Source organism: Streptomyces sp. HUAS MS02 (assembly GCF_055702265.1).
In genome coordinates this window covers 8688112-8710250 of the sequence record NZ_CM146747.1, presented here as the reverse complement: position 1 = coordinate 8710250, position 22139 = coordinate 8688112, and the positions used below count along the sequence as shown (strand labels likewise).

At 68.2% G+C, this 22139-nt stretch carries 12 protein-coding genes and 2 pseudogenes; 9 read left to right on the top strand and 5 right to left on the bottom strand.

The features are described from left to right. Positions 1–133 precede the first annotated feature (133 nt). The 5 genes from xylB to exaC all read left to right on the top strand — a co-directional run bounded on the left by xylB (position 134) and on the right by exaC (position 6845). Positions 134–1579, top strand: a complete 1446-nt coding sequence (gene xylB, locus ACZ9QC_RS37590) for a xylulokinase (protein ID WP_472917170.1) — start codon at positions 134–136, stop codon at positions 1577–1579. 115 nt (positions 1580–1694) lie between these two features. Then, the gene (locus ACZ9QC_RS37585) at positions 1695–2903 is read left to right on the top strand and encodes an ROK family protein (protein WP_472917169.1); all 1209 of its coding nucleotides are present in this window, start codon (positions 1695–1697) and stop codon (positions 2901–2903) included. Between the two features lie 211 nt (positions 2904–3114). After that, positions 3115–3714 (top strand): N-acetylmuramoyl-L-alanine amidase, encoded by a 600-nt coding sequence (locus ACZ9QC_RS37580; RefSeq protein WP_472917168.1) that lies wholly within the window; start codon positions 3115–3117, stop codon positions 3712–3714. A gap of 159 nt (positions 3715–3873) precedes the next feature. Next, entirely contained in the window at positions 3874–5157 is a 1284-nt protein-coding gene (locus ACZ9QC_RS37575; RefSeq protein ID WP_472917167.1) for a GAF domain-containing protein, read from the top strand. A gap of 164 nt (positions 5158–5321) precedes the next feature. Beyond that, the gene (gene exaC / locus ACZ9QC_RS37570; RefSeq protein WP_472917166.1) at positions 5322–6845 is read left to right on the top strand and encodes an acetaldehyde dehydrogenase ExaC; all 1524 of its coding nucleotides are present in this window, start codon (positions 5322–5324) and stop codon (positions 6843–6845) included. Positions 6846–7292: 447 nt separating this feature from the next. Here exaC and ACZ9QC_RS37565 read toward each other — a convergent pair whose 3' ends face one another. After that, positions 7293–9569, bottom strand: coding sequence for a GmrSD restriction endonuclease domain-containing protein (locus ACZ9QC_RS37565; RefSeq protein WP_472917165.1), 2277 nt, complete (start codon positions 9567–9569; stop codon positions 7293–7295). 420 nt (positions 9570–9989) lie between these two features. Then, positions 9990–10859, bottom strand: coding sequence for an IS5 family transposase (locus ACZ9QC_RS37560; protein ID WP_472917164.1), 870 nt, complete (start codon positions 10857–10859; stop codon positions 9990–9992). A gap of 357 nt (positions 10860–11216) precedes the next feature. On the opposite strand from ACZ9QC_RS37560, the pseudogene ACZ9QC_RS37555 reads away from it, so the two are divergent. Continuing rightward, positions 11217–11819 (top strand): annotated as a pseudogene (locus ACZ9QC_RS37555) (IS5 family transposase); the annotation flags it as partial. 40 nt (positions 11820–11859) lie between these two features. Here ACZ9QC_RS37555 and ACZ9QC_RS37550 read toward each other — a convergent pair. The 3 genes and pseudogenes from ACZ9QC_RS37550 to ACZ9QC_RS37540 all read right to left on the bottom strand — a co-directional run bounded on the left by ACZ9QC_RS37550 (position 11860) and on the right by ACZ9QC_RS37540 (position 17635). Then, positions 11860–13479 carry an endonuclease NucS domain-containing protein gene (locus ACZ9QC_RS37550; RefSeq protein ID WP_472917163.1) on the bottom strand — a complete coding sequence of 540 codons (1620 nt, stop codon included), beginning with the start codon at positions 13477–13479 and terminating at the stop codon, positions 11860–11862. 1346 nt (positions 13480–14825) lie between these two features. After that, positions 14826–15440, bottom strand: a pseudogene (locus tag ACZ9QC_RS37545) (transposase family protein); the annotation flags it as partial. Between the two features lie 242 nt (positions 15441–15682). Beyond that, positions 15683–17635 (bottom strand): RICIN domain-containing protein, encoded by a 1953-nt coding sequence (locus ACZ9QC_RS37540; protein ID WP_472917162.1) that lies wholly within the window; start codon positions 17633–17635, stop codon positions 15683–15685. 703 nt (positions 17636–18338) lie between these two features. On the opposite strand from ACZ9QC_RS37540, the gene ACZ9QC_RS37535 reads away from it, so the two are divergent. The 3 genes from ACZ9QC_RS37535 to ACZ9QC_RS37525 are packed head-to-tail and all read left to right on the top strand — an operon-like array spanning position 18339 to position 22055. Next, the gene (locus tag ACZ9QC_RS37535) at positions 18339–19406 is read left to right on the top strand and encodes a sugar ABC transporter substrate-binding protein (RefSeq protein ID WP_472917161.1); all 1068 of its coding nucleotides are present in this window, start codon (positions 18339–18341) and stop codon (positions 19404–19406) included. Positions 19407–19453: 47 nt separating this feature from the next. After that, positions 19454–21022: a sugar ABC transporter ATP-binding protein gene (locus tag ACZ9QC_RS37530; protein ID WP_472917160.1), complete on the top strand. Its 1569-nt coding sequence runs from the start codon at positions 19454–19456 to the stop codon at positions 21020–21022. Next, complete coding sequence (locus ACZ9QC_RS37525; RefSeq protein ID WP_472917159.1) at positions 21015–22055, top strand: ABC transporter permease; 1041 nt, start codon at positions 21015–21017, stop codon at positions 22053–22055. Before ACZ9QC_RS37530 ends, ACZ9QC_RS37525 begins: the two co-directional genes overlap by 8 nt. Positions 22056–22139: the final 84 nt, after the last annotated feature.

Sequence of the window (22139 nt, the reverse complement as noted above, 5' to 3'; positions counted from 1 at the left end):
TGCGCTCCGACTATTTCGTCATGGCGATTTACAAATTAGTATGCGGACGCGTCTCCGGGAAGACAAGGTGTCGCCGGACAGAGACGTCAGCCGCGTCAGCGGCGGTCATGAGCCGCGTGAGAAGGAGAGCCCGATGTCAGCTGCCGAGGGTCCGCTCGTCGTCGGTGTGGACTCGTCCACACAGTCCACCAAGGCCCTGGTCGTCGACGCGGCGACCGGCCGGGTCGTGGCGAGCGGGCAGGCGCCGCACACCGTGTCCTCCGGTGCCGGCCGGGAGAGCGACCCCCGCCAGTGGTGGGACGCGCTGTGCGAGGCGCTGCGCCAGTGCGGAGAGGCGGCGCACGAGGCCTCGGCGGTGTCCGTCGGCGGTCAGCAGCACGGCCTCGTCACCCTCGACGCCCGGGGCGAGCCGGTACGTCCGGCGCTGCTGTGGAACGACGTGCGCTCCGCGCCGCAGGCAGCCCGTCTGGTCGAGGAACTGGGCGGCGCGAAGGCATGGGCGGAGCGCGCCGGCAGCGTGCCGGGGCCGTCCTTCACCGTGACGAAGTGGGCCTGGCTGGCGGAGAACGAGCCCGAAGCCGTCCGCGCGACCGCCGCCGTGCGCCTGCCGCACGACTATCTCACCGAGCGTCTCACCGGCCAGGGCACGACCGATCGCGGCGACGCCTCCGGCACGGGATGGTGGGCGTCGGCGACGGAGCAGTACGACGCCGAGGTGCTCGCCCATGTCGGGCTGGACCCGGCACTGCTGCCCCGTGTGGTCCGGCCGGGCGAGGTCGCCGGGACCGTACGGGACGCCCATGAGCTGCCGTTCGCCAAGGGGACGCTGGTCGCCGCCGGTACGGGGGACAACGCGGCCGCCGCGCTGGGGCTCGGGCTGCGCCCCGGCACCCCGGTGCTGAGCCTGGGCACCTCCGGCACGGTGTACGCCGTCTCCAGGCACCGCCCGGCGGATCCCACCGGCACGGTGGCGGGCTTCGCCGACGCGCACGGGGACTGGCTGCCGCTGGCCTGCACCCTGAACTGCACCCAGGCGGTCGACCGGGTGGCCGCCCTGCTGGGCCTCGACCGCGAGGCCGTGGAGCCCGGCACGAACGTCACCCTCCTGCCCTACCTGGACGGCGAACGTACCCCGGCTCTGCCGCACGCCTCGGGTCTGCTGCACGGGCTGCGCCACGACACGACCGGCGGGCAGCTGCTGCAGGCCGCGTACGACGGAGCCGTCCACTCCCTGCTCGGCGCCCTGGACCTGGTGCTCGACTCCGACGCGGACACCTCCGCACCGCTGCTGCTCATCGGCGGGGGCGCGCGGGGCACCGCCTGGCAGCAGACCGTGCGGCGCCTCTCGGGGCGTCCCGTGCAGGTCCCCGAGGCGAAGGAACTGGTCGCGCTGGGCGCCGCCGCGCAGGCCGCCGGGCTGCTCACCGGCGAGGACCCGGCCGCGGTCGCCCGCCGCTGGGACACCACCCGGGGGCCGGTCCTGGAGGCCGTTGAGCGGGACGAGGAGACGCTCACCAGGATCTCCCGGGTGCTGGCCGACGCGGCGCCGCTGCTGGATCGCGGACCGGACGGCGACTGACCGGTGAGGGGGTGTCCCGAGTGGGAAAATCTGATTCCGGCATGATCTACAGAGCACGGACAGGAAAACGCACAGGGACACCCACCGGGACGCACCGACGGGAGCCGAGGGAGGCATGACCGCACCACTGCACGAAACCCGCCCGAGCGGCTCCGGCCGCCGCCTGCCCGACAACCAGCAGGGCATGCGGCGCCGCAATCTCTCCCGGGTCATGCACACCGTCAACGCCGAGGGGCCGCTGTCCCGGGCCGCCGTCGCCTCTCACATCGGACTGACCCGGGCCGCCGTGTCGACGTTGGTGGACGAGCTGATCCGTGCGGGACTTCTGGAGGAACTGGGCCCCGAGCGTCCGGGACGCGTCGGACGGCCCGGCTCGGCGCTCGCCCTCAGCGGACGCGGCCCCACAGGTATCGGCGCGGAGATCGGTGTCGACCACCTGGCGGTCTGCGCCGTGGATCTGCGGGGCGAGGTACGGGCTCGGGCGGTGCGGCACGGCACGAACCGCGGCAGGGCACCGGAGCCGGTCATCGAGGAGCTGACCGAGCTGGTGCGACGGGTGGTCGCCGAGGCGGAGGGCGAGGGTCTGTGGCCCGCTGGGCTCGCGGTCGCCGTGCCCGGGCTGGTGGCGAGCGACGCCCGCACGGTGGTCCGTGCTCCCAACCTCGACTGGCACGACACGGATCTGGGCGCCCTGTTGCCCGCCGGTCTGCCGGTGACCGTGGACAACGAGGCCAACTTCGGCGGTCTCGCGGAACTCTGGCTCGGGGACGGCACACCGTCCGACTTCCTGCACGTCTCCGCGGAGATCGGCATCGGCGGCGCGGTCGTCGTGGACGGCCGTCTGCTTCGCGGGACACGCGGATTCGCGGGCGAGTTGGGGCACATCCCCGTCCGACCGGAGGGCCCCGACTGCGCGTGCGGTGGACGCGGCTGCCTGGAGCAGTACGCCGGTGAGGAGGCCGTGCTTCGGGCGGCCGGGCTGGAACCGGGAGAACACCGCGTCGAGTTCCTCGCCGAGCGGGCGGCAGCCGGCGACAAGGATGTGCACCGGGCTCTGCGCGGCGCCGGCACCGCGCTCGGTGTGGCGCTGACCGGCGCGGTGAATCTGCTGGACCCGCGGACCGTGGTGCTGGGAGGGGCCCTGGCCGCTCTCGCGCCCTGGCTGCTGCCCTCGCTGGAGCGGGAGTTGGCTCGGCGGACGGCCGGTCCGTCATGTTCCGTGACCGTGTCCCGACTGGGCCCGGAGGGCCCACTGCTGGGTGCGGCCCACTCGGTGGTGCGTGGGGTGCTGGACGATCCGGCGACAGCCGGGGTGCGCCCGTAGCGCGGCGCCACTCGTTCCCTCTGTCGGGTGACGGAGTTGTCCACAACTCACGGGTTTTCCACCGATATCCACACGCCCGATCTGCCCGACCGGCATTCGCCGTACCGTGATCCACGTGAGGCGCAGCCGTTCGACGTGCGACTGCGTCTCCGAGTACGGATGCGAGTCGACCAGCACAAGCACCGCCCACCGACCGGAGAGGCAGAGCCACATGGAGCGAGCCAGGCCGTTGCCGAGCAGGCGGCTGCTGCTGCGGGGCGCCGCCCTCGCCGCGATGCCCTACGCGCTGCTCCCCAGCCCACGGGCCGACGCCCAGTCGCCACATCTCGACCACACACCCGCCCTATGGGAGCCGGCGAGCACGGCCAACTACACCACGGCCGACCGACCGTCCGGCCGGCCCATCGACATGGTGATCATCCATGTCACGCAGACCACGTACAAGAACACGCTGCCCGTCTTCTGGAACCCGGCGAAGCAGGTCTCCGCGCACTACCTGCTCCGGTCGGCCGACGGACGGGTCACCCAGTGCGTCCGGGAACGCGACATCGCCTGGCACGCCGGCAACTGGGACTACAACGCGCGGAGCATAGGCATCGAGCACGAGGGCTGGATCGACCGCCCCGAGTACCTCACCTCCGCCATGTACGAGCAGTCCGCGGCGCTCACCGCCTCGATCTGCGACAGGCACGGCATCCCGAAGGACCGCGCCCACATCATCGGCCACTACGAGGTGCCGGGCACCGACCACACCGATCCGGGGCCGCACTGGGACTGGGACCGCTACATACGCCTGGTCGTCGCCGCCTGACGTCGCCGAAGCTCGCGGCCTGCCGGAGCGCACAGGCTTGTCGGAACGCACGATTGTCGGAGCGGGAGCGCACGGCTTGTCGGAGCGCACGGCTTGTCGGGGTGCGGGTCCGGCGGTGACGATGGGTTGCAGCCGTGCGCACGTCTCCGGGAGGCCGAGTTGACCGATCCTTGGGTGGCTCTGGAGCCGGGAGCCGACCCCGTCGAGCGGGTGCGGGTGCTGCGTCGCGCGCACGAGACGTTCACGCTGCGGGGCACGGTGACGCGGCCGGTGCGTTCCGTGGTGGCGGACTCGTGGCGGCGTTCGGCGAAGGCGGGTGTCGGACCGGAGGGCACCGCCCGGGTGGAACTCACGGACGGCGACCTCGGTTCCTATCGAGCCGAGCATCCGCTGGCCCGGGTGATGCCGTTGGTACGCGAGCTGCTGGGCACGTTCGCGTCGGACGGCGAGCATCTGCTGGCCGTCTGCGACGCGCAGGGCAGGCTGCTGTGGGTCGAGGGGGACGCGGCGACCAGACGGAGGGCCGACCGGATGAACTTCGTACCGGGTGCGCGCTGGGCGGAGTCCGCCGTCGGGACGAACGCTCCGGGCACCGCGGTGGCCGTGGACAGGCCCGTGCAGGTGTTCGCGGCCGAGCACTTCATACGGCGGGTGCAGCCGTGGACGTGCGCGGCGGCGCCGGTGCACGATCCACGGACCGGACGGGTGCTCGGTGCGGTCGACATCACCGGCGGCGACGGCCTGGCGCATCCGCACAGCCTGGGTTTCGTGCAGGCGGTCGCACGGGCCGCCGAGTCCCAGCTCGCCCTGCTCACCCCGCCCGGGGCGTCGGCGGACGCGCTCGAACTGACCGCGCTGGGCCGGGACGAGGCCCAACTCCTGGTCCGAGGGCGGAAGATCAGGCTCAGCCGCCGACACAGCGAGATCCTGGTGCTGCTCGCCCGCCATCCGGAGGGCCTGTCCGGCGACGAGCTGCTCTGCGCGCTGTACGAGGACGAGTCCGTGACGCCGGTGACGTTGCGGGCCGAGCTGGCGCGGCTGCGCCGTCTCCTCGGGCCGGGGTTGCTGGGGTCACGGCCGTACCGGCTGATGGTCCCCCTCGAGTCCGATGTGGCGGTGGTGGAACGGAGGCTGGAGACAGGTGCGGTGACGGCGGCCGTGTCGGCGTACGCGGGCCCGCTGCTGCCGGGCTCGCAAGCTCCGGCCGTCGTCCGGCTGCGGCGCAGGCTCGCCGACGGGCTGCGCACGGCGCTCGTAGCCGGGCACGACCCAGACCTCCTGGCGGACTGGGCGCACACCCCCTGGGGCGAGGACGACCTGGAGGTGTGGCGGGCGCTGGCAGCCGTACGCCCCACACCGGCCGTACGGTCCCGGCTGCGCGAGTTGGAGTCGGAGCTGTCGGTGCCGGCGTCGTGGGCGTGCCCTCGGCCTCGGCAACAGTAGGGGGACGTTTCGGGCGGAGGGGTGGGGAGGGCGGGGCGGGGCGGGGCGGGGCGGGGCGGGGGCGGGGCGGGGGCGGGGCGCAACGTCGTTGCAACATTCCGGTTTCTAGCCTCCTCGCGAGAGCCGCCCAACGGCGGGCGGCGCTTCTCGGGAGGCAGGTATTCATGACCCGTTTCGCAGCGCCCGGTACGGATGGCGCGGTCGTCTCCTATGAGGCGCGTTACGACCACTTCATCGGCGGTGAGTACGTGCCGCCGGCGCGCGGTCAGTACTTCGAGAACCCGAGCCCGGTGAACGGGCTGCCGTTCACGGAGATCGCGCGGGGTACGAGCGAGGACGTGGAGCGCGCGTTGGACGCGGCGCACGCGGCCGCGCCGGGCTGGGGGCGCACATCGGTGACCGAGCGTTCGGACGTCCTGCGGAGGATCGCCGACCGGATGGAGGCGAACCTGGAGCAGCTGGCGGTCGCGGAGAGCTGGGAGAACGGCAAGCCGGTGCGGGAGACGCTGGCCGCGGACATCCCGCTCGCCATCGATCACTTCCGGTACTTCGCGGGGGCGATCCGCGCGCAGGAGGGTTCACTGGCCGAGCTCGACGATGACACGGTGGCGTACCACTTCCACGAGCCGCTGGGTGTGGTCGCCCAGATCATCCCGTGGAACTTCCCGATCCTCATGGCGACCTGGAAACTGGCGCCGGCGCTGGCGGCGGGCAACGCGGTCGTGCTCAAGCCGGCCGAGCAGACCCCGGCGTCCATCCACGTGTGGATGAGCCTGGTGGCGGATCTGCTGCCGCCGGGTGTGGTGAACATCGTCAACGGGTTCGGGGTGGAGGCGGGCAAGCCGCTGGCGTCGAGTTCGCGAGTGGCGAAGGTGGCGTTCACGGGCGAGACGACGACGGGGCGTCTGATCATGCAGTACGCCTCGGAGAACATCACGCCGGTGACGCTCGAACTCGGTGGCAAGTCGCCGAACATCTTCTTCGACGACGTGTGGTCGGCGAACGACGACTTCCGTGACAAGGCCCTCGAGGGCTTCACGATGTTCGCGCTCAACCAGGGCGAGGTGTGCACCTGCCCGTCGCGGGCGCTGGTGCAGCGCGGCAACTACGCCGAGTTCATGGAGGCGGCCGTCGCCCGCACCGAGCAGATCAGGACCGGGCACCCGCTGGACACCGACACCATGATCGGCGCTCAGGCCTCCAACGACCAGTTGGAGAAGATCCTCTCCTATCTGGACATCGGGCGGCAGGAGGGCGCCAAGGTTCTGACCGGCGGGGAACGCATCGAGCACGACGGCGAGTTGAAGGGCGGTTACTACGTCCAGCCGACGATCTTCGAGGGTGACAACCGGATGCGGATCTTCCAGGAGGAGATCTTCGGTCCGGTCGTCTCCGTGACCTCGTTCAACGACTTCGACGACGCCATCAAGATCGCCAACGACACGCTGTACGGGCTGGGCGCGGGAGTCTGGACGCGCGACACCAACACGGCCTATCGCGCGGGCCGTTTCATCCAGGCGGGCCGCGTCTGGACGAATTGCTACCACGCCTACCCGGCACACGCCGCGTTCGGCGGCTACAAGGGGTCGGGTATCGGCCGCGAAACGCACAAGATGATGCTGGAGCACTACCAGCAGACGAAGAACCTTCTGGTGTCGTACTCGCCGAAGAAGCTGGGCTTCTTCTAGAGGCACGAGGAAAGGCGCCTGACCTGGGTTTTCACCCGTCAGGCGCCCTTCGTGCAACCCGCTCTCGACCGGGCCCGACTTGCGCGCTAACTCCCAATTCCTCCCACGACTGCACCCCTCCTGACCAGTGCTTCAAGAGCGTTCTTGTTTCATACAGTCCGAAGAAACTTGGTTGTTCTAGAGCTCAAGTTGGGTGCCTGGCGAGGGCTTTGCCCTTTCAGGCACCCACAGGCTGCAGCGACCATCCATGACCGTTCAGCAACTTTCCGAACTCGTTCACCGCGCATCGGTGCCCGTCCTGGACCAGCCACGGACCGGCTGAGGTGCTACCTTGCGTCGTCCGCGGCGGTGCGAAGACGAAGAAGTGCCGACGACGTCGGGCGCCGGACGTGGTCTCACGGCGGCATGCTCGCGGGTTGTTTCAAGGTAGGTCCTCTTCGTGGACGATCACCCCCAGTGCTCCTCCCGGTACCGCAGCAGAGCCTCACCATGCAGCTGCTTAGTGGCGTTACCGACCCGGACCCAGAAGTCGGTGGCCGCGCTGCCGCCCTTGGTGGGCCTGGCGAACACGGCCTTGCCGGCCGCGGCCACGCTGACCCGGCAGACGACACGGTCGGCCACCTCGGGAAAACTGATCCGCACGGTGGTCGCGGTCGGGGCCGACAAATTGTCATCGAGGACCTGGCGTACGAACAGTTCGTAGCCATCGGGGTCAGCCTGCTTCGGCAAGGTGGACAGATCGTTCTCGATCCCTAGTACGGTCCCGTCGTCACCGACGCCGACGAACAGGTTGCCGCCCTCCCCGTTGAGGAAACCGCAGACCGTCTTGACGAGATTGTTCTGCAGGGACTTGTCGTACTCCCCGGTGTGAACGTTCCAGCGGGCACTCGCCTTGAACTCGGTGCTCTGGGACTCACCGGCGGCGATCAGATCGGCCGCAGCGGTGGGCACGTACGCGGGTCGGTCCGCACTGAGCGTCTCGAACGCCTCCCGTACCACTTGGGCGATCAGCTGGCGGCGTCGTTCCAGGAAGGCCGCGTAGTCGAGCTGCTCCCAGCCGACCGGCAGCGCGTGCCACAGGGCCTGCCGCCTGACCACCTCCGGGTCCATCGCCTCGGTGATCCTGGGCCAGTAGACGTGAGGTGCGTCGGTGTTGCCCTTCTCGCTTGCCGGCCACGTCACATATGCCATGTTGGCGATGGCGTTGACCTGGCGTTTATCGGTGATACCAAGACCCGCGAGGGTCTCGGAGTAGAACAGACGGTCCCGGGGAACCTTCCGGGCGGGCCTGACCGCCGGATCCATCAGGTCGCGGATGTGCTGGTCGCCGCAGAGCAACTCGGCGTCCAGGATGTTCAACGCCGCCTGGTAGGCGAACACCACCGGGGAGTACGACGATGAGCTGTCGAGCCTGTTCGGCAGGGAGATGTCCCAGTAGTCACCGGTGAAGTGCGCGGAGATGATCCGGGCGAGTTCTGCGGCGAACGCCTGGCCGTCACCCTGCGGCAGGTCACCGATCCGACCCAGATCAAACTCCATCTGCGACTCGGGGGAGTTGGAGTAACGGCCGGTAGTGTGCACCATGAAGAACCAGCGCGCGATGACCGGACGAAGTTCTTCCGCCGACAGCCCGAAGTCGTGCAGTCCGATCAGCCACAGCGCGTAGCTGTATAGCAGGGCGGTGTCAGAGGTGATCATCTTGCGGCTACGGAAGCCGGCCGCGGTGATGCACTGGAAGAACTCGTGCCAGCTGGTCAGATCGAGGACCTGCGTGTGCGCCTGCGCCAGCCGTTCGAACTGTTCCTGGCGCCGCTCGGCGGAGACCTTTCCGGTCTCAAAGTCCTTGCCTCGCAGCACGTTGTAGACGTGCTGGAGCCGGGCACGCCGGAAGGCCACGGCGACAGCGACGCGCAGGAGCTGGTCCGGGCTAGGGTCCAGGAACGGGTTGCGCGGGTTCGGTCCGGGAAGTCCCGCGACCACCGCGGCCCGGCAGAAGTCCTCCAGTTGACGTCGGCCCTTCTCCCAGTGCACCGACATCAAGGTGAGGATGAAGTCGGACTGGTTGAGCTTCACTCCCTGGAAGTTGATACGGACGAAGATCTCCGCGACCTGCTCCTCGTCGGCTGCGGCGTCCAACTCCACCACCTGGAAACGGAAGTCGTGCAGGCCCCGGACGCGGTCAATCCGCTCTTCCAGCTCGTCCCTCGTCGTGGTCGGCAGGGGCTCGCCTGCGGCCTGTTCGAGCCGGTGGAAGAACTCCCGGACGGCGCCACGGTGGCCGCCCGGGGCCCAGAGCTTGGTGATGTCCGGGATGTAGGCGGTGTCTCGCTCGATTGCCGCGTCCGTGACCTCGAACGTCTGGTCCTGCGGGTGGAAGGCGATCCGCAGCGTGACCTCGTCGAAGGACTTGTTGACGACCTTGCGCCCGGTGAGTACGGCGAACAATGCGGTGAGCCGCTGCTGCCCGTCCACGACCAGCCGTTGGGGCGCCCGGTCGCCCGTTCCCGTCCCGATCTGCCGGCTCCCCACCTCGGCTCCGGTCTCCCAGAACATTAGGGTGCCGATCGGGTAGCCGCGGTACATCGAGTCGAAGAGATCGCGGGTCTTCGTCGCGGACCAGACGAACGGCCGCTGAATGTCGGGAAGCCCGATCCTTCCACCCTCGATGTCCTCTATCAGGTGCCGAAGGGTGTAACCCGTGTCGCGGTAGAGGGTGGGTGGCACGGTGCGGGCTCCTCACGTCAGCGGGTCAGTCAGGGCGGATGCTTCGGTTGCTTCAGCGACTGAGACAAACAGAGAAAGAGAACAACATCAGAGACTTACCACGTGAGTTGCTCTTGTAGCAGCAAAGTTGAGGTGCCGATGGCTGACCGCTGGCGGTCGGTCAAGCAGAGCGAGGTCGTCGTCGATGGTCATCGGGCTGATCTCTGCGGTCGTGCAAGCCACGGCGCTACGCCGGGTCGGCGGATCATCGGCAGCAGCCCTGCCGCATCGTGGGACCGGCCCCGAGCGCCCCGGAGCAGGCGAGAATGGTGCGCTCGATCCCGCGGGCCTGGATCCAGGAAGACCTACAGCATCAACTGGGTGCCCTCCCGATCACCTCTGACCCGCCGCGGGACTCAGAGGTCGCTTTCTCCCGTTGTTTCATCCCGTAGTTGGGGTTTGATCCCGAGGGGCCGGGTCGCGCCAGGAGATTGTGGCTTCGTTGGTGAGGCGGCGGGCCATCAGGTCGGTCATGGCGAGGTGGATCACGGCTTCGGAGCGGGCGGGCAGGGTCTCGTAGTCGCGTGTGAGGCGGCGGTGGAACATCAGCCATCCATAGGTCCGTTCCACGGTCCAGCGCTTGGGTAGCGGGGTGAATCCCCTGGTCCCGTGGGTGCGTTGGACGATTTCCATGTCGATGCCGAGTTGGGCGGCGTGCTCGACGAGGTGCTGGCGGTAGCCGCCGTCCACCCAGACCTTGCCGATGGTGGGATGGGCGGCGGCCACCTGGTCGATCAGGTGGGTTCCGGCGACGGAGTCCTGCACGCTCGCGGCTGTGACCAGCACCGCGAGCAGCAGTCCGAGGGTGTCGGTGACGATGCTCCGCTTGCGGCCGACAATCTTCTTGGCCGCGTCCGTGCCCTGGCCGGCGGTCGGGACGCTGGTGGAGGTCTTCACGCTCTGGGCGTCGATCACGCACGCGGACGGCTCCGCTCGCTTGCCCTCCTGTTGCCGTAACAGCCTGCGCAGCACGCCGGTGAGCTGGGTGAACACGCCGTCCTTCTGCCACTTGGCGAAGTATCCGTAGCAGGTCTCCCAGGGCGGGAGGTCGTGCGGCAGGTAGCGCCACTGCGCCCCGGTGCGGTCCACGTACAGGATCGCGTTCATGATCTCGCGCAGATCGCGCTCAGGCGGGCGTCCGATGTTCAGCGCATGCCGGTGCCGCTCGGCCCGCCAGGCACTCAGCACCGGCTCGATCAACGCCCAGCGGGCATCGGACAGATCACTCGGATACGCACGACGTTCGACCATGACCTGGACGTACCGCCGCCCGGGGGGGCGTACGCCCAGGCGTGCACCCCAAGCGGCGGAAGCACGGACCGTGCGACGGGCGTCTTGGGATGAGACAGGCGCAAGCCGCATCCCGTCCCAGCCGTCACCCCATGCGGCGCATCCACCACATCCACTCCACCAGGCCCGTCGGCATGACGACACCGCGTCGAAAGACTCAGGATAAAGCGCACGTCATAGGTGAAAACGACCTCTTAGAGGTCGTTTTCATCTGTTTCATTGAGGTATAGCAATGTTTCTACCGTCCGGCGATCTGGTGCTGGTGGGGCTGTCGGGCTGGTGGTGGATGCCGAGACGATTGGTGTGACGCCTGGGGCGGAGGACGGCATCTTCGCCCAGCTCAACGGCCTGTTACGGGAGCTGGTCCGCGAACAGGAGGGCCGTAACACCGAGCCCTCGGCCTGCGTGATCGACGCACAGAGTGTGAAGACCTCCACCAGCGTCCCCGCCGCGAGCCAGGGCACGGACAACGCCAAGAAGATCGTGGGCCGCAAGCGGAGCATCGTGACCGACACACTCGGCCTCCTGCTCGCGGTCCTGGTCACCGCGGCCAGCGTCCAGGACTCCAACGCCGGCACCCGCCTGCTCAACCAGGTCGCCGCCGACCACCCCACGATCCGCAAGACCTGGGTGGACGGCGGCTACCGCAAGCACCTCGTCGAGCACGCCGCCACCCTCGGCATCGACATGGAGATCAGCGCCCGCACCCCCGGGACCAGGGGATTCACCCCGATACCCAAACGCTGGGCCGTGGAACGGACCTACGGCTGGCTCATGCTCCACCGCCGCCTGGCCCGCGACTACGAGACCCTCCCAGCCCGCTCCGAAGCCATGATCCACCTCGCCATGACCGACCTCATGGCCCGCCGCCTCACCGGCGAAGCAACCATCTCCTGGCGTGACCCGACATCACCGGATTAAATCCGCATACCGGGATGAAACAACGGGAGAAAACGACCTCTTAGACGACATGAGTGAAGGCGGCGTACTCCCGAGCCACCAGCTCCACCTCGTGGGAATGCCTATTGAGGTACTGCCCGATCGAGACGATCTCGCCATCAGCCGCAATGGTTGCGTACGCCTGTGCGTACCCGCGAGGATCCGTGTCCGAGGAGTATACGCGAGCGCCCTGATCTTGATGTATCCAGATGCGGTGCTCTTCGGCCACCGTCGCCTCGGACCCAACGGGTCCGATCTTCTCCAGGAGCACGTAGTGCAGCCCCAGGAGATCCAAGAGCTCTCGGTCACGTTCCCACACGGCCCCGGCGTACATGTTGCTCATCAGGAACAGCGGATCGCGGTACACGAGCCGTACCGCATCGGGCAAGGACATGCCTCGGCCGTTCCAACACAGGGCGCCACGTACCGAGTGGCGTAGGCCGTGGCGGGGTACGGCTTCGCCCACGACCATGGGCAGGAGATTCTCCAGGCCGTCTGGCCACCCATGGGTGATTGTTTGCAGGAGGTCACAGGGGTTGTAGACGTGCAGTCCGACGTCTCCCTCACCAACCTTCGGGCCCACTTCGTCGAGCCAACCGGCCACCAGCGAATCCCACTCGTGGTTGCCAGCCAGGCTCTGCCGAGCCTCCTGCCGGAACGCCTTCCAACGGCTGGCTACCTGCGGGCTGGCGGTGCCCGTGTACAGGATCTGACTGTCTCCTCGTTCGTCCCCGGTAAGGAAGCGGAACAGGTCCTGCTCTTCGAAGGCGGCTGTGACGTCGTAGGCGCCGGTACCTCGGAAGCCTTGAATGGCCCAGTTGGGGTCGTCACGGAGGTTCTTCAACAGCCCTGGCCGTGCGGACTCCATGTTCATTCCGTGCAGCTTGCTGCGCGCAAGACGGTTGCAGATCTCGCAGAGGGCCAGGTACTCCGCCTGGTGCTCGTCAGCGAACGGCTCAGGCCCGTCGTAACCACCCAGGAGATCCACTGCGGCGAGTTCCTCGTTCACTCGGCCGATCGCCAGATACAGGCCGAAAGGCGCAGGGATGTAGTGCTTCTCCGCTACGCGGTCCAGATCCGCCGCCAACAGGTCGAGCGCCCCCAGCTCGTCCGCGACCTTGCTGATGATCCTCCAGCCCTGCTCCCGCTGTTCCTCCGTGGCGAAGAAGAACAGGTTGTGGATGGGGGTGATGCGGGGTTCAAACGCCCGGGGCAGGAGCTCCACCCGCTCAGTCCCGATGGGGGTGCCGTTGTTGTCCAAGAGCAGTCGGTATCCGCGAAGATCATGACTCCAGTCACGCGCGGCATGGCTGACGGCGATCAGGAGTTCCTCCCAGTCATCCGGCATGGCGACGATCACCGCACGCATGCGGTCCGGCGCGAGGTTCTTCTCCCGGCAGAGAAGCTCGGTGTACTTGTTGACCTCGTGCAGGGCTTGCCGCGCGCTGGACCGGGACCGCTTCAGCTCGATGACCACCCACATCTGATGGCGATCACGGGCCAGGATGTCGATGCTGCCCCTGGTGCCGTGTGCGTTGGGCAGCGGGTACTCCTCGAACTGAACCGGCCGGAGCCCCGGCTCGATCAGCTCCAGGTTCTGTACGAGCGCATTGCGGAGAACGTTTTCGAGAGGCGGTCGCATGGCCGAAGGGTAGACCGAAGCACTGACAAAGGGCCCTGGGGTGGGGCACAGTTGGCAAGTCCCCTGCACCCTTTCGGTCCCCGTGCCGAGCACGACCGCATCTCGGGCTACTCGTTCTCTTTGCTCTCCGACCCGGGTGCGCCATAAGGCTGGCGATCAGCCTTGGCCTGCTCCAGCGTCTCGGCAATCGCAGCGAACGCCGAGAGCAGACTGGAGGTCCTCGACGATCTCAGCCACCAGAACCTCAGGAGCGGGAAGACTGTCGACATCGTCGAGGCTCGGGTCACACAGTCAGGTGATGCGAGGTTCGCCTGGCCACGGCCATCGTCATCGCTGGCGGCCTGGCCACTCCGTCCCTGGAGGCCGGGCTGCGGGCGCTGTGGCCGGGCGTGCTGCCCAACGCCCGCCTTCGGTACGCCGCGCTCGTACACGACACCGGCGCGCAGGAACTGCTGTACATCGTCGGGCCTCTGCTCCTAGCCGTCCTCGCCTCCCAGTGCAACCCACCATCGCGACAACTGGGCAGACTCTCCCGAACCAAGAGGCTCTGACCTGCGATCCCATGCCCGCAATGAACTGGCGTAGACGCCCCTGGACGGTCTCTACAGCCTGTGCCATGTCGTACCGCAGGACTCGGACGCCAACACCACAGATCACGCATCAAGATCCGGACCAGGTGCGGACCAAATCAGCTCAGAAGCAGACGGTGCCACCCTTTGCCGCAGGTCAGAGACGACGGTAAGCGTGTACCACCAGCAGACGAAGAACCTTCTGGTGTCGTACTCGCCGAAGAAGCTGGGCTTCTTCTAGGCATCGAAAAAGGGCGCCTGACCTGCGCAGATACCCGTCAGGCGCCCACGTCCGGGTACGTCTAGGTCGCGAGGCGAAATTCGACCTTTGTCCCGATTCCTCCCACTGGTGTCCCACCTCTGATCAGCTGTTGCGGGGCATTTCCGGGCCAAGCCCGGGCTAAGGCATCCTCTGCCGCATCCTTGTGCTCGTCCCATCGCCGCATGGAGTCCTCAAGGAGAGGGTTCGCGCGATGACGTGCCTCCGCGAGGAACTTGGCGTAATAGCGGAAGAGAACCTGGATCCTCTGCCCTGCTCTTCGCGCGCACTCGGCCGAGTCGACCCCAGACGCCAGCCAGAAGGAGATGCCTGCGTGCCGCAGGTCGTACTTGGCTGCGCGCCGCTTCAGGGAGTGGACCTCGTGGACGGCACCGTCGTCGGTCCACTCCTTGCCAGCCATCACAACCCCACCCTTAAGGTTCAGCAGCCCCCACCCACTGGCAGGGAGGCGGCATTGGGACTTCTGCAAGTGGACGACTTCGGCAGGGCGCATCGCGGTGTTCGCGCAGCCAGGAATCCAGGATGGCCGCCTCGCGGTGGGGCAGGACCGCGAGGCGCCGGCCGGTCTCGGCATCGCTGATGATCGTGGCGTAGCGGTGGCGGCGGCGCAGGGCGAAACCGTCCACGCCGATCACCCGCGGGTTGGCCTGCTGCGGCAGCGGCAGGCGCCGCAGATGGCGCAGCGCGGTACTCCGGGAAACGGACACGGCAAGCAGGCCGGCCAGGCGTGCGGCCGGCCGCATAACTCCCGCGCGACCTGGGATATCTGCCCGGCAAGCCGCACCGTGCGGCGCTGACGGCGCTCCAGCAGTCCGGGAATCTGCTCGCGGAAGGTCTGTCTGCCGCCCAGCAGCCCAGGGCCGGACAGGCCAGCCGCCGTATGCGCATGTGGACGACGACCTGGCGGCCGTCGACCCGCACGTCCCTCACCGTTCGGCGGTGATATCCGTGCACCTTGGCCGTGGGCGTCCGGGCACACCGGACACAGCACCGCCACGTCCCGGGTTCGGGCCGAGACCACCACCGCGTCGCCGCGGTCCACGACGTCCTCGACGACCAGCGTCCGAAAGCCCCGAGAGCACCGTCCTCACAAGGGAGTTGATATCCATCACAAGATCATGATCAAGGGGGCCACTCGGCGTCACCACCGACTACGGGCCAGAGCCACTCGTCTGACAGTCCCGACCAGGTCGATGCTGCGCCTGTGCTCGCGTACGGCGTGCCCGTCGTAGCAGCAGGCGTGTCCGCACCGCCTTTCCGTTGGCCCGGCGCGGTGCGGTGAAGCGTACCGAGGACGGCGGCGCCTTCGCCGACGACGGTTGAACGGTGGAGGCGCCGCCTGTTGCCGGGGGTGTCAGAGGGCGATGATCTGCCACTGCTGCTCGGGTGCGCGGGTGTAGGTGAGCTGGTTGACGTTGGCGCCGTCGGCGGTCGAGCCCGAGTCGACGTTCAGCGACAGCCCGCTGTACCGGTTGGTGAAGTAGTAGTAGCCGTCGCCGGTGGGCGTGACGGCCCAGTGCTGCTGGGGCACGTTCTTGTCCGCGTAGAGGGAGACGTTTCCGCCGTCTTCCCGTGAGAGTCCGGCCACCTCCATCAGCTTGCCGCTGTTGACGTTCTTGATCTCGTAGTAGCCGTCGCCGGTGGAGGCGAAGGTCCACTTCTGGGCGGTGTTGTTCAGCCACGGCCACTGCTGGATGTTGGTGCCGTTGGCGGTGCCGAAGTTGAACACGTCGACGACCTTGCCGCTCTTGCGGTTGACGATGCGGTAGACCGTGCCGTCCCCCGGCAGGACCCTGGACACCAGGGCCGGCTTGGCGGTCCGGCCGCCGATGTGGACGCCGCCGATGTTGGCGTAGCCGCCGGTGGCCGCGCCTGCCTGGATCCGTACGAAGCCCACGTTTCGGGCGGGCCACTCGACCACCTTGGGGGCGCGGTCTCCGGTCCAGGTGCCGGTGGCGACCTGGGTGAAGTTCGTGCCGTCGGTGCTGGTGGAGATGGTGTACGAGGTGATGTCGCCGTCGGTGGTGTTGCTGCGGCCCCACTGCTTGGGCAGGTACTCCAGAGTGGAGACGTTGCTCCACACCCCGCCCAGGTCGATCGTGATCGAGTGGGGCAGAGCCGGGGACAGGCCCCAAGTCGACCAGCAGGTCTCGTAGCCCCTGTCGCTCAGTCCGTCGATGACGCGGAGCGGTCCCTCACCCGCGCGGAACGCGGTCGCGTAGGCGTTGACGGGTGTCACGGGGTGCTCGGCGCGCAGTGGCTGCGCCGGCAGGGGCGGGCGGGAGGTGTCGGGGCTCCAGGCCGCGCCGACCTCGGCGAGCCGGTTGACGATGTTGGTGTCCAGCTTGCCGTTGCGGTTGGGTGGGCAGTTGAGGATGAACGAGGTGTACTTCGGCTCCAGGTCCGCAAGATGGGACAGGATCGCGTCCTTGCTCATCAGGCCCTCGGTCGGTGTGGACGGATGCCAGAACCAGCCGTTGCTGATCGTCTGCCCCTGCGTGGCGGCGTAGGTGTTCCCGGCCGGAGCGGTGACGCCCAGCGGCTCCTCGAAGTAGATCGCGTCGCCGAGCCACGGCACCGACAGCGCACCGTGGTCGATCATGACGATGTCCGGCTGGAGCGACTTCACATGCTCGCGGATGCGCTGGTAGGAGACGGCCTGCTGGCCCATCTGCCACGCGTAGCCGTCGGTGATGAACATGTCGATGGTGCCGTAGTTGGTGAGCAACTCGGTGATCTGACCGAGGATGAAGGTCATGTCGCCGGGCTGGATGGCATCCGTGATCTCCAGGCCGGACACCCTGTGCCGGCTCTCCCACGCCTCGACGCCGAAGGTGCGGTCCCATATCGAGTAGTAGAACGCGACCCTGAGCCCCTTCGCGCGGAAGGCGTCGCAGTACGCCTTCACCACGTCATGCTTGTAGGAGCTGTTGGCGACGTTCTGGGTGCCGTAGGCGCTCGGCCACAGGGCGAAGCCGTCGTGGTGCTTCGTGGTCAGGATGCCGTAGCTCATCTTCGCCGCCGCGGCGGCGTCCGCCCACTGGGCACAGTCCACGGCCGTGGGGGCGAACAGGGCGGGGTTCTGGTTCGGCTCGGCCCACTCCTGGTTGGTGAACGTGCCCAGGCTGAAGTGGTTGAACATGCCGAACCGCATGTCGGCCAGCTTCTCCAGGTTGGTCTGCGGGTCGGCGGCTGCCGCCTGGGACACCAGGCCCGAGAAGGCGGGCGCGAGGGGCAGCACAGTGGCGGCGGCAGCGCCGGTGGCGGCCCCCAGGAAAGTGCGGCGGGACAGTCTTCCTGACGACATGGGCGTACTCCCTGGTAGGGGTGGCTCTGAGGGTTCGGCGTGAGACGGCTGGGAGCGGCAGCCCGAGGGCGTGCGGGCTCCGGACTTTCGGGGGCGGCCCTCCGTGTGGGCTCCAAGGCGCCGAATGTTACGCATGAAGGTCGACGACATATCTGCCCTGTGTCAACAGGTGAGTGGATGAAAGTGCTCACGAGCGGTGCAACATGGGATGTTTTTCCCGCTATGTGGCTGTTTGCCTGCCGTAGACATGCCATGTCTTACGGGGGCGGGGCGGCCCCGTAAGCGCTTGCAGCGAGCCAGGAGCCCCCGGTGGGCGTACCCGCTCCCGCCAGGGAGACCAGAGTCCTGCCGCCCGAACTCGACCGGCACGGACGTCGACCGCAGGAGCCGTCCACACCCGTGAGCGCCCCTGTGACCCTGCGGCCAGGGGCGCCACCTGGGAGGGCAAACACCCAGGCGGCGCGAGCACAAGAGGCAAGCGCATTACGGATGCGCATCTTTGATGGGATGTATTGATCATCGAAGAGGCTCCTCGGTGGGCACCTTAGATCATCTCGCCGCATCTGTTCAGGAAAGACTCCAGCCACCCCTAGACAGCGCCACCTGGATGCACCTATAAACATCCCATCTCTCCGGGGAGCGACACACGGTTGTTGCATCTCCGAAATATCCCCCGCTTCGGGACCAGCGCGAGGAAGTACCGATGAGACTCAGAACCGCTCTTTGTTCCGCCGTCGCCACTGTGTCCGCACTGGCGCTGCTCAGCGCGTGCGGCGGCGGTGACTCGACCACCGCCTCGTCGTCGGGCGGCGCGCCGCTGGTCGGCGTCGACTACCCGCGTTCCGACACCGACTTCTGGAACTCGTACATCAAGTACACGCCGGAGGCCGCCAAGGAGCTGGGCCTCTCCCTCAAGACCACCAACTCGCAGAACGACGTCGCCAAGCTCACCGCCAACGCCCAGACTTTCATCAGCCAGGGCGTCAAGGGCCTCGCGATGGCCCCGCAGGACACCGCCGCCATCGCGCCGACGCTGGCGCAGCTCGAGGCGAAGAAGATCCCCGTCGTCACCGTCGACACCCGCCCCGACACCGGCAATGTGTTCATGGTGGTACGCGCCGACAACCGCGCCTACGGCGAGAAGGCGTGTCAGTACCTCGGCACGAAGCTCGGCGGCAAGGGCAAGGTCGTCATGCTGCAGGGCGGTCTGGACTCCATCAACGGCCGTGACCGCACCGAGGCGTTCAACGAATGCATGAAGAAGAACTACCCGGATGTCACCGTGTTCGGTGAGGCCACCAACTGGGACGGCGCGGTCGCCGCGCAGAAGCTCCAGACGCGTCTGACGCAGCACCCGGACATCAAGGGCGTCTACATGCAGTCCAGCTTCGCCCTGTCCGGCACCCTCCAGGTCCTCAAGCAGAAGGGCCTGCTCGTCGACCCGAAGAACAAGAAGCACGTGTTCGTCGTCTCCAACGACGGCATCCCCGAGGAGCTGAAGTCGATAGCCGAGGGGAAGATCGACGCCACCGTCTCGCAGCCGGCCGACCTCTACGCCAAGTACGCCCTGTACTACCTCAAGGCCGCGATCGACGGAAAGACGTTCAAGCCCGGGAAGACCGACCACGACAGCACCATCATCAAGGTCCGCGACGGACTGCTGGAGGACCAGCTCTCCGCCCCGCTCGTCACCTCCGACGGCGGCACGTACGGCGGCGTGCCCAGTGTGAAGAGCGACGACACGTCCCTGTGGGGCAACAACCTCGGCTGACCTTCCCTGCCAGGCACCCAACGGACAACGAGTACAAGGCGGTTGTGATGAGCGACGGGGAGCGAGCAGTCACCCCCGCGCCCGCCCCGGCGGACGACGGACGGGCCCCGGCGGGCCCGCCCGTCGTCGAGGCGGCGGGCATAGTCAAACGATTCGGTCCGACGGTGGCCCTCGACGGCGCCCGGATCACCATCCGGCCCGGCGAGACCCACGCGCTCGTCGGCCGCAACGGAGCCGGGAAGTCGACCCTGGTGTCGGTCCTCACCGGCCTCCAGGCCCCGGACGAGGGAACGGTGACCTTCGGCGGTGAGCCCGCCCCGCGCCTGACCGACCGGGACGCCTGGCGGCGCCACGTGGCCTGCGTCTATCAGAAGTCGACCATCATTCCCACCCTGACGGTCGCCGAGAACCTTTTCCTGAACCGGCACGACCATGGCCGCAGCGGGCTCATCAGGTGGCAGGGGGTGCGTCGGCGGGCGCAGGAACTGCTGTCGACGTGGTCGGTGGACGTGGACCCGCAGACTCCGGCCGGTGAACTCGACGTTGAGCAGCGCCAGTTCGTGGAGATCGCCCGCGCGTTGTCCTTCGGGGCGCGGTTCATCATCCTCGACGAGCCGACCGCGCAACTCGACGGGGCCGCCATCAGCCGGCTCTTCGGCCGCATCCGCGATCTGCAACGCCAGGGCGTCACCTTCCTCTTCATCAGCCACCACCTCCAGGAGATCTACGAGATCTGCGACATGGTGACGGTCTTCCGCGACGCCCGGCACATCGTGACGGCGCCGGTCGCGGAACTCCCGCGCACCGACCTGGTCGCCGCCATGACCGGCGAGGCGGCCGCAGACCGTCACGAGCACCGGGCCAGCACCCTCGACCGCACCGCCACGCCTGCGCTGTCCGTGCAGGCACTGGGCAGTGCGGACGGCTCTTACGGCGACGTCACCTTCCAGGTCGGGGCCGGCGAGATCGTCGGGCTCGCGGGCGCCGCCGGCAGCGGACGCACCGAGGTCGCCGAGACCGTCGTCGGCCTGAGGGCCGCGGCGGCGGGCGAGGTGGAGATCGCCGGGAAGCGGCCCCGGCCGGGCAGCGTGCCCGCCGCCCTCTCCGCCGGCGCCGGATTCGTCCCCCAGGACCGGCACCACCAGGGCTTCGTACCGGACATGTCGATCGCGGACAACGCCACCCTGTCCGTTCCCCACCGGCTCGGCGACAACGGCTTCCTCAGCCGTGACCGACGGGACCGGCTGGCCGGCAACATGATCGAGAAGCTGGCGATCAAGACCCCGGGACCCGAGCTGCCCGTCTCCGCGCTCTCGGGCGGCAACCAGCAGAAGGTCGTCATGGCCCGCGCCCTCGCCGACGACCCGCGCCTGCTGGTGCTGATCAACCCGACCGCGGGCGTGGACGTGCGCTCCAAGGAGTTCCTCCTCGGCAAGGTCGAGGAGACCGCGGAAACCGGCACCGGAGTGCTCATCGCCTCCGACGAACTCGACGATCTGCGCATGTGCGACCGGGTCCTGGTGATGTTCCAGGGCCGTGTGACCTCAGAGATAGCCCGCGGCTGGCACGACCACGAACTCGTGGCCGCGATGGAAGGAGTGGACCTCAATGCCTGAAACCGTCCTCGCGGACACAGCCGCCCAGGCCGTGGAACCCAAGCCCAAGCGGACGGCCCTGTTCGGCGGCCGGATCCCGCTGGCCCGGATGCGGGACCTCGCCCTGGTCCCCGCCATCGTCGTCATCGCGATCGTGGGCCAGATCGTCAACCCGGTCTTCCTGCAGGCGGACAACCTCGTCAACGTCCTGCAGACCATGTCGGAGATCGCCCTGCTGGTCCTGGCGCAGACGATGGTCCTGATCGTCAAGAAGATGGACCTGTCGCTGGAGTCCACGATGGGCCTGGCGCCCGGCGTCGCGGCCTGGCTGGTGGTCCCCACGGGCGCCGGACACGGCCTCGGGCTCCTGCCCGGCGCCTGGTCGATCCCGGTCACCCTCGCCGTGGGCGTGCTCGTCGGCGTGATCAACGCCCTGCTGATCATCCGCTTCGGCCTCAACGGCTTCATCGTCACCCTCGGCATGCTGATCGTCCTGCGCGGTGTCCTCACCGGCATCTCCGGCGGCCAGACGTTCTTCCAGCTGCCCGAGTCGATGCTCTACCTCGGCACCGCCCAGTGGTTCGGGATCCCCGCCTCCATCTGGCTCTGCCTCACCCTGTTCGCCGTCGCCATCGTCGTCCTCGGCTGGACCAGCTTCGGCCGTTCGCTGTACGCCATCGGCGGCAACGTCGACGCGGCGAAGGCGGCCGGCATCCGCACCGACCGGGTGCTGTGGATCGTCATCGTCGCCGGCAGCCTCCTCGCCGCCCTCGCCGGACTGCTGCTCTCCGGACGCCTCGCCTCGGTGGCCTCGGCCCAGGGCAACGGCTACATCTTCACCGTCTTCGCCGCCGCCGTCATCGGCGGAATCAGCCTCAACGGCGGCAAGGGCACGATGTTCGGCGCGTTCTGCGGCATCCTCCTGCTCTTCATGATCCAGAACGTGCTCACCCTCGCGGGGGTCCCCGCCCAGTGGATCGGCGCCCTCAACGGCCTGATCATCCTGGTCGCCCTCGCCATCTCCCGCATCACCGGCGGCAAGGTCCAGGAATGACCCGGGCGGCCGTCGCCGGCCGCCCGACCCCCGCCGCGTTCACGTCTCGTCGCAAAGGGACCGATGTCCCCTTGTTCCTCACAG

Bases quoted from the DNA above. Each gene is read 5' to 3' on its own strand.
- xylB (WP_472917170.1), top strand. From the start codon at position 134: ATGTCAGCTGCCGAGGGTCCGCTCGTCGTCGGTGTGGACTCGTCCACA.
- ACZ9QC_RS37585 (WP_472917169.1), top strand. From the start codon at position 1,695: ATGACCGCACCACTGCACGAAACCCGCCCGAGCGGCTCCGGCCGCCGC.
- ACZ9QC_RS37580 (WP_472917168.1), top strand. From the start codon at position 3,115: ATGGAGCGAGCCAGGCCGTTGCCGAGCAGGCGGCTGCTGCTGCGGGGC.
- exaC (WP_472917166.1), top strand. From the start codon at position 5,322: ATGACCCGTTTCGCAGCGCCCGGTACGGATGGCGCGGTCGTCTCCTAT.
- ACZ9QC_RS37560 (WP_472917164.1), bottom strand. From the start codon at position 10,859: ATGGTCGAACGTCGTGCGTATCCGAGTGATCTGTCCGATGCCCGCTGG.
- ACZ9QC_RS37550 (WP_472917163.1), bottom strand. From the start codon at position 13,479: ATGCGACCGCCTCTCGAAAACGTTCTCCGCAATGCGCTCGTACAGAAC.
- ACZ9QC_RS37540 (WP_472917162.1), bottom strand. From the start codon at position 17,635: ATGTCGTCAGGAAGACTGTCCCGCCGCACTTTCCTGGGGGCCGCCACC.
- ACZ9QC_RS37535 (WP_472917161.1), top strand. From the start codon at position 18,339: ATGAGACTCAGAACCGCTCTTTGTTCCGCCGTCGCCACTGTGTCCGCA.
- ACZ9QC_RS37530 (WP_472917160.1), top strand. From the start codon at position 19,454: ATGAGCGACGGGGAGCGAGCAGTCACCCCCGCGCCCGCCCCGGCGGAC.
- ACZ9QC_RS37525 (WP_472917159.1), top strand. From the start codon at position 21,015: ATGCCTGAAACCGTCCTCGCGGACACAGCCGCCCAGGCCGTGGAACCC.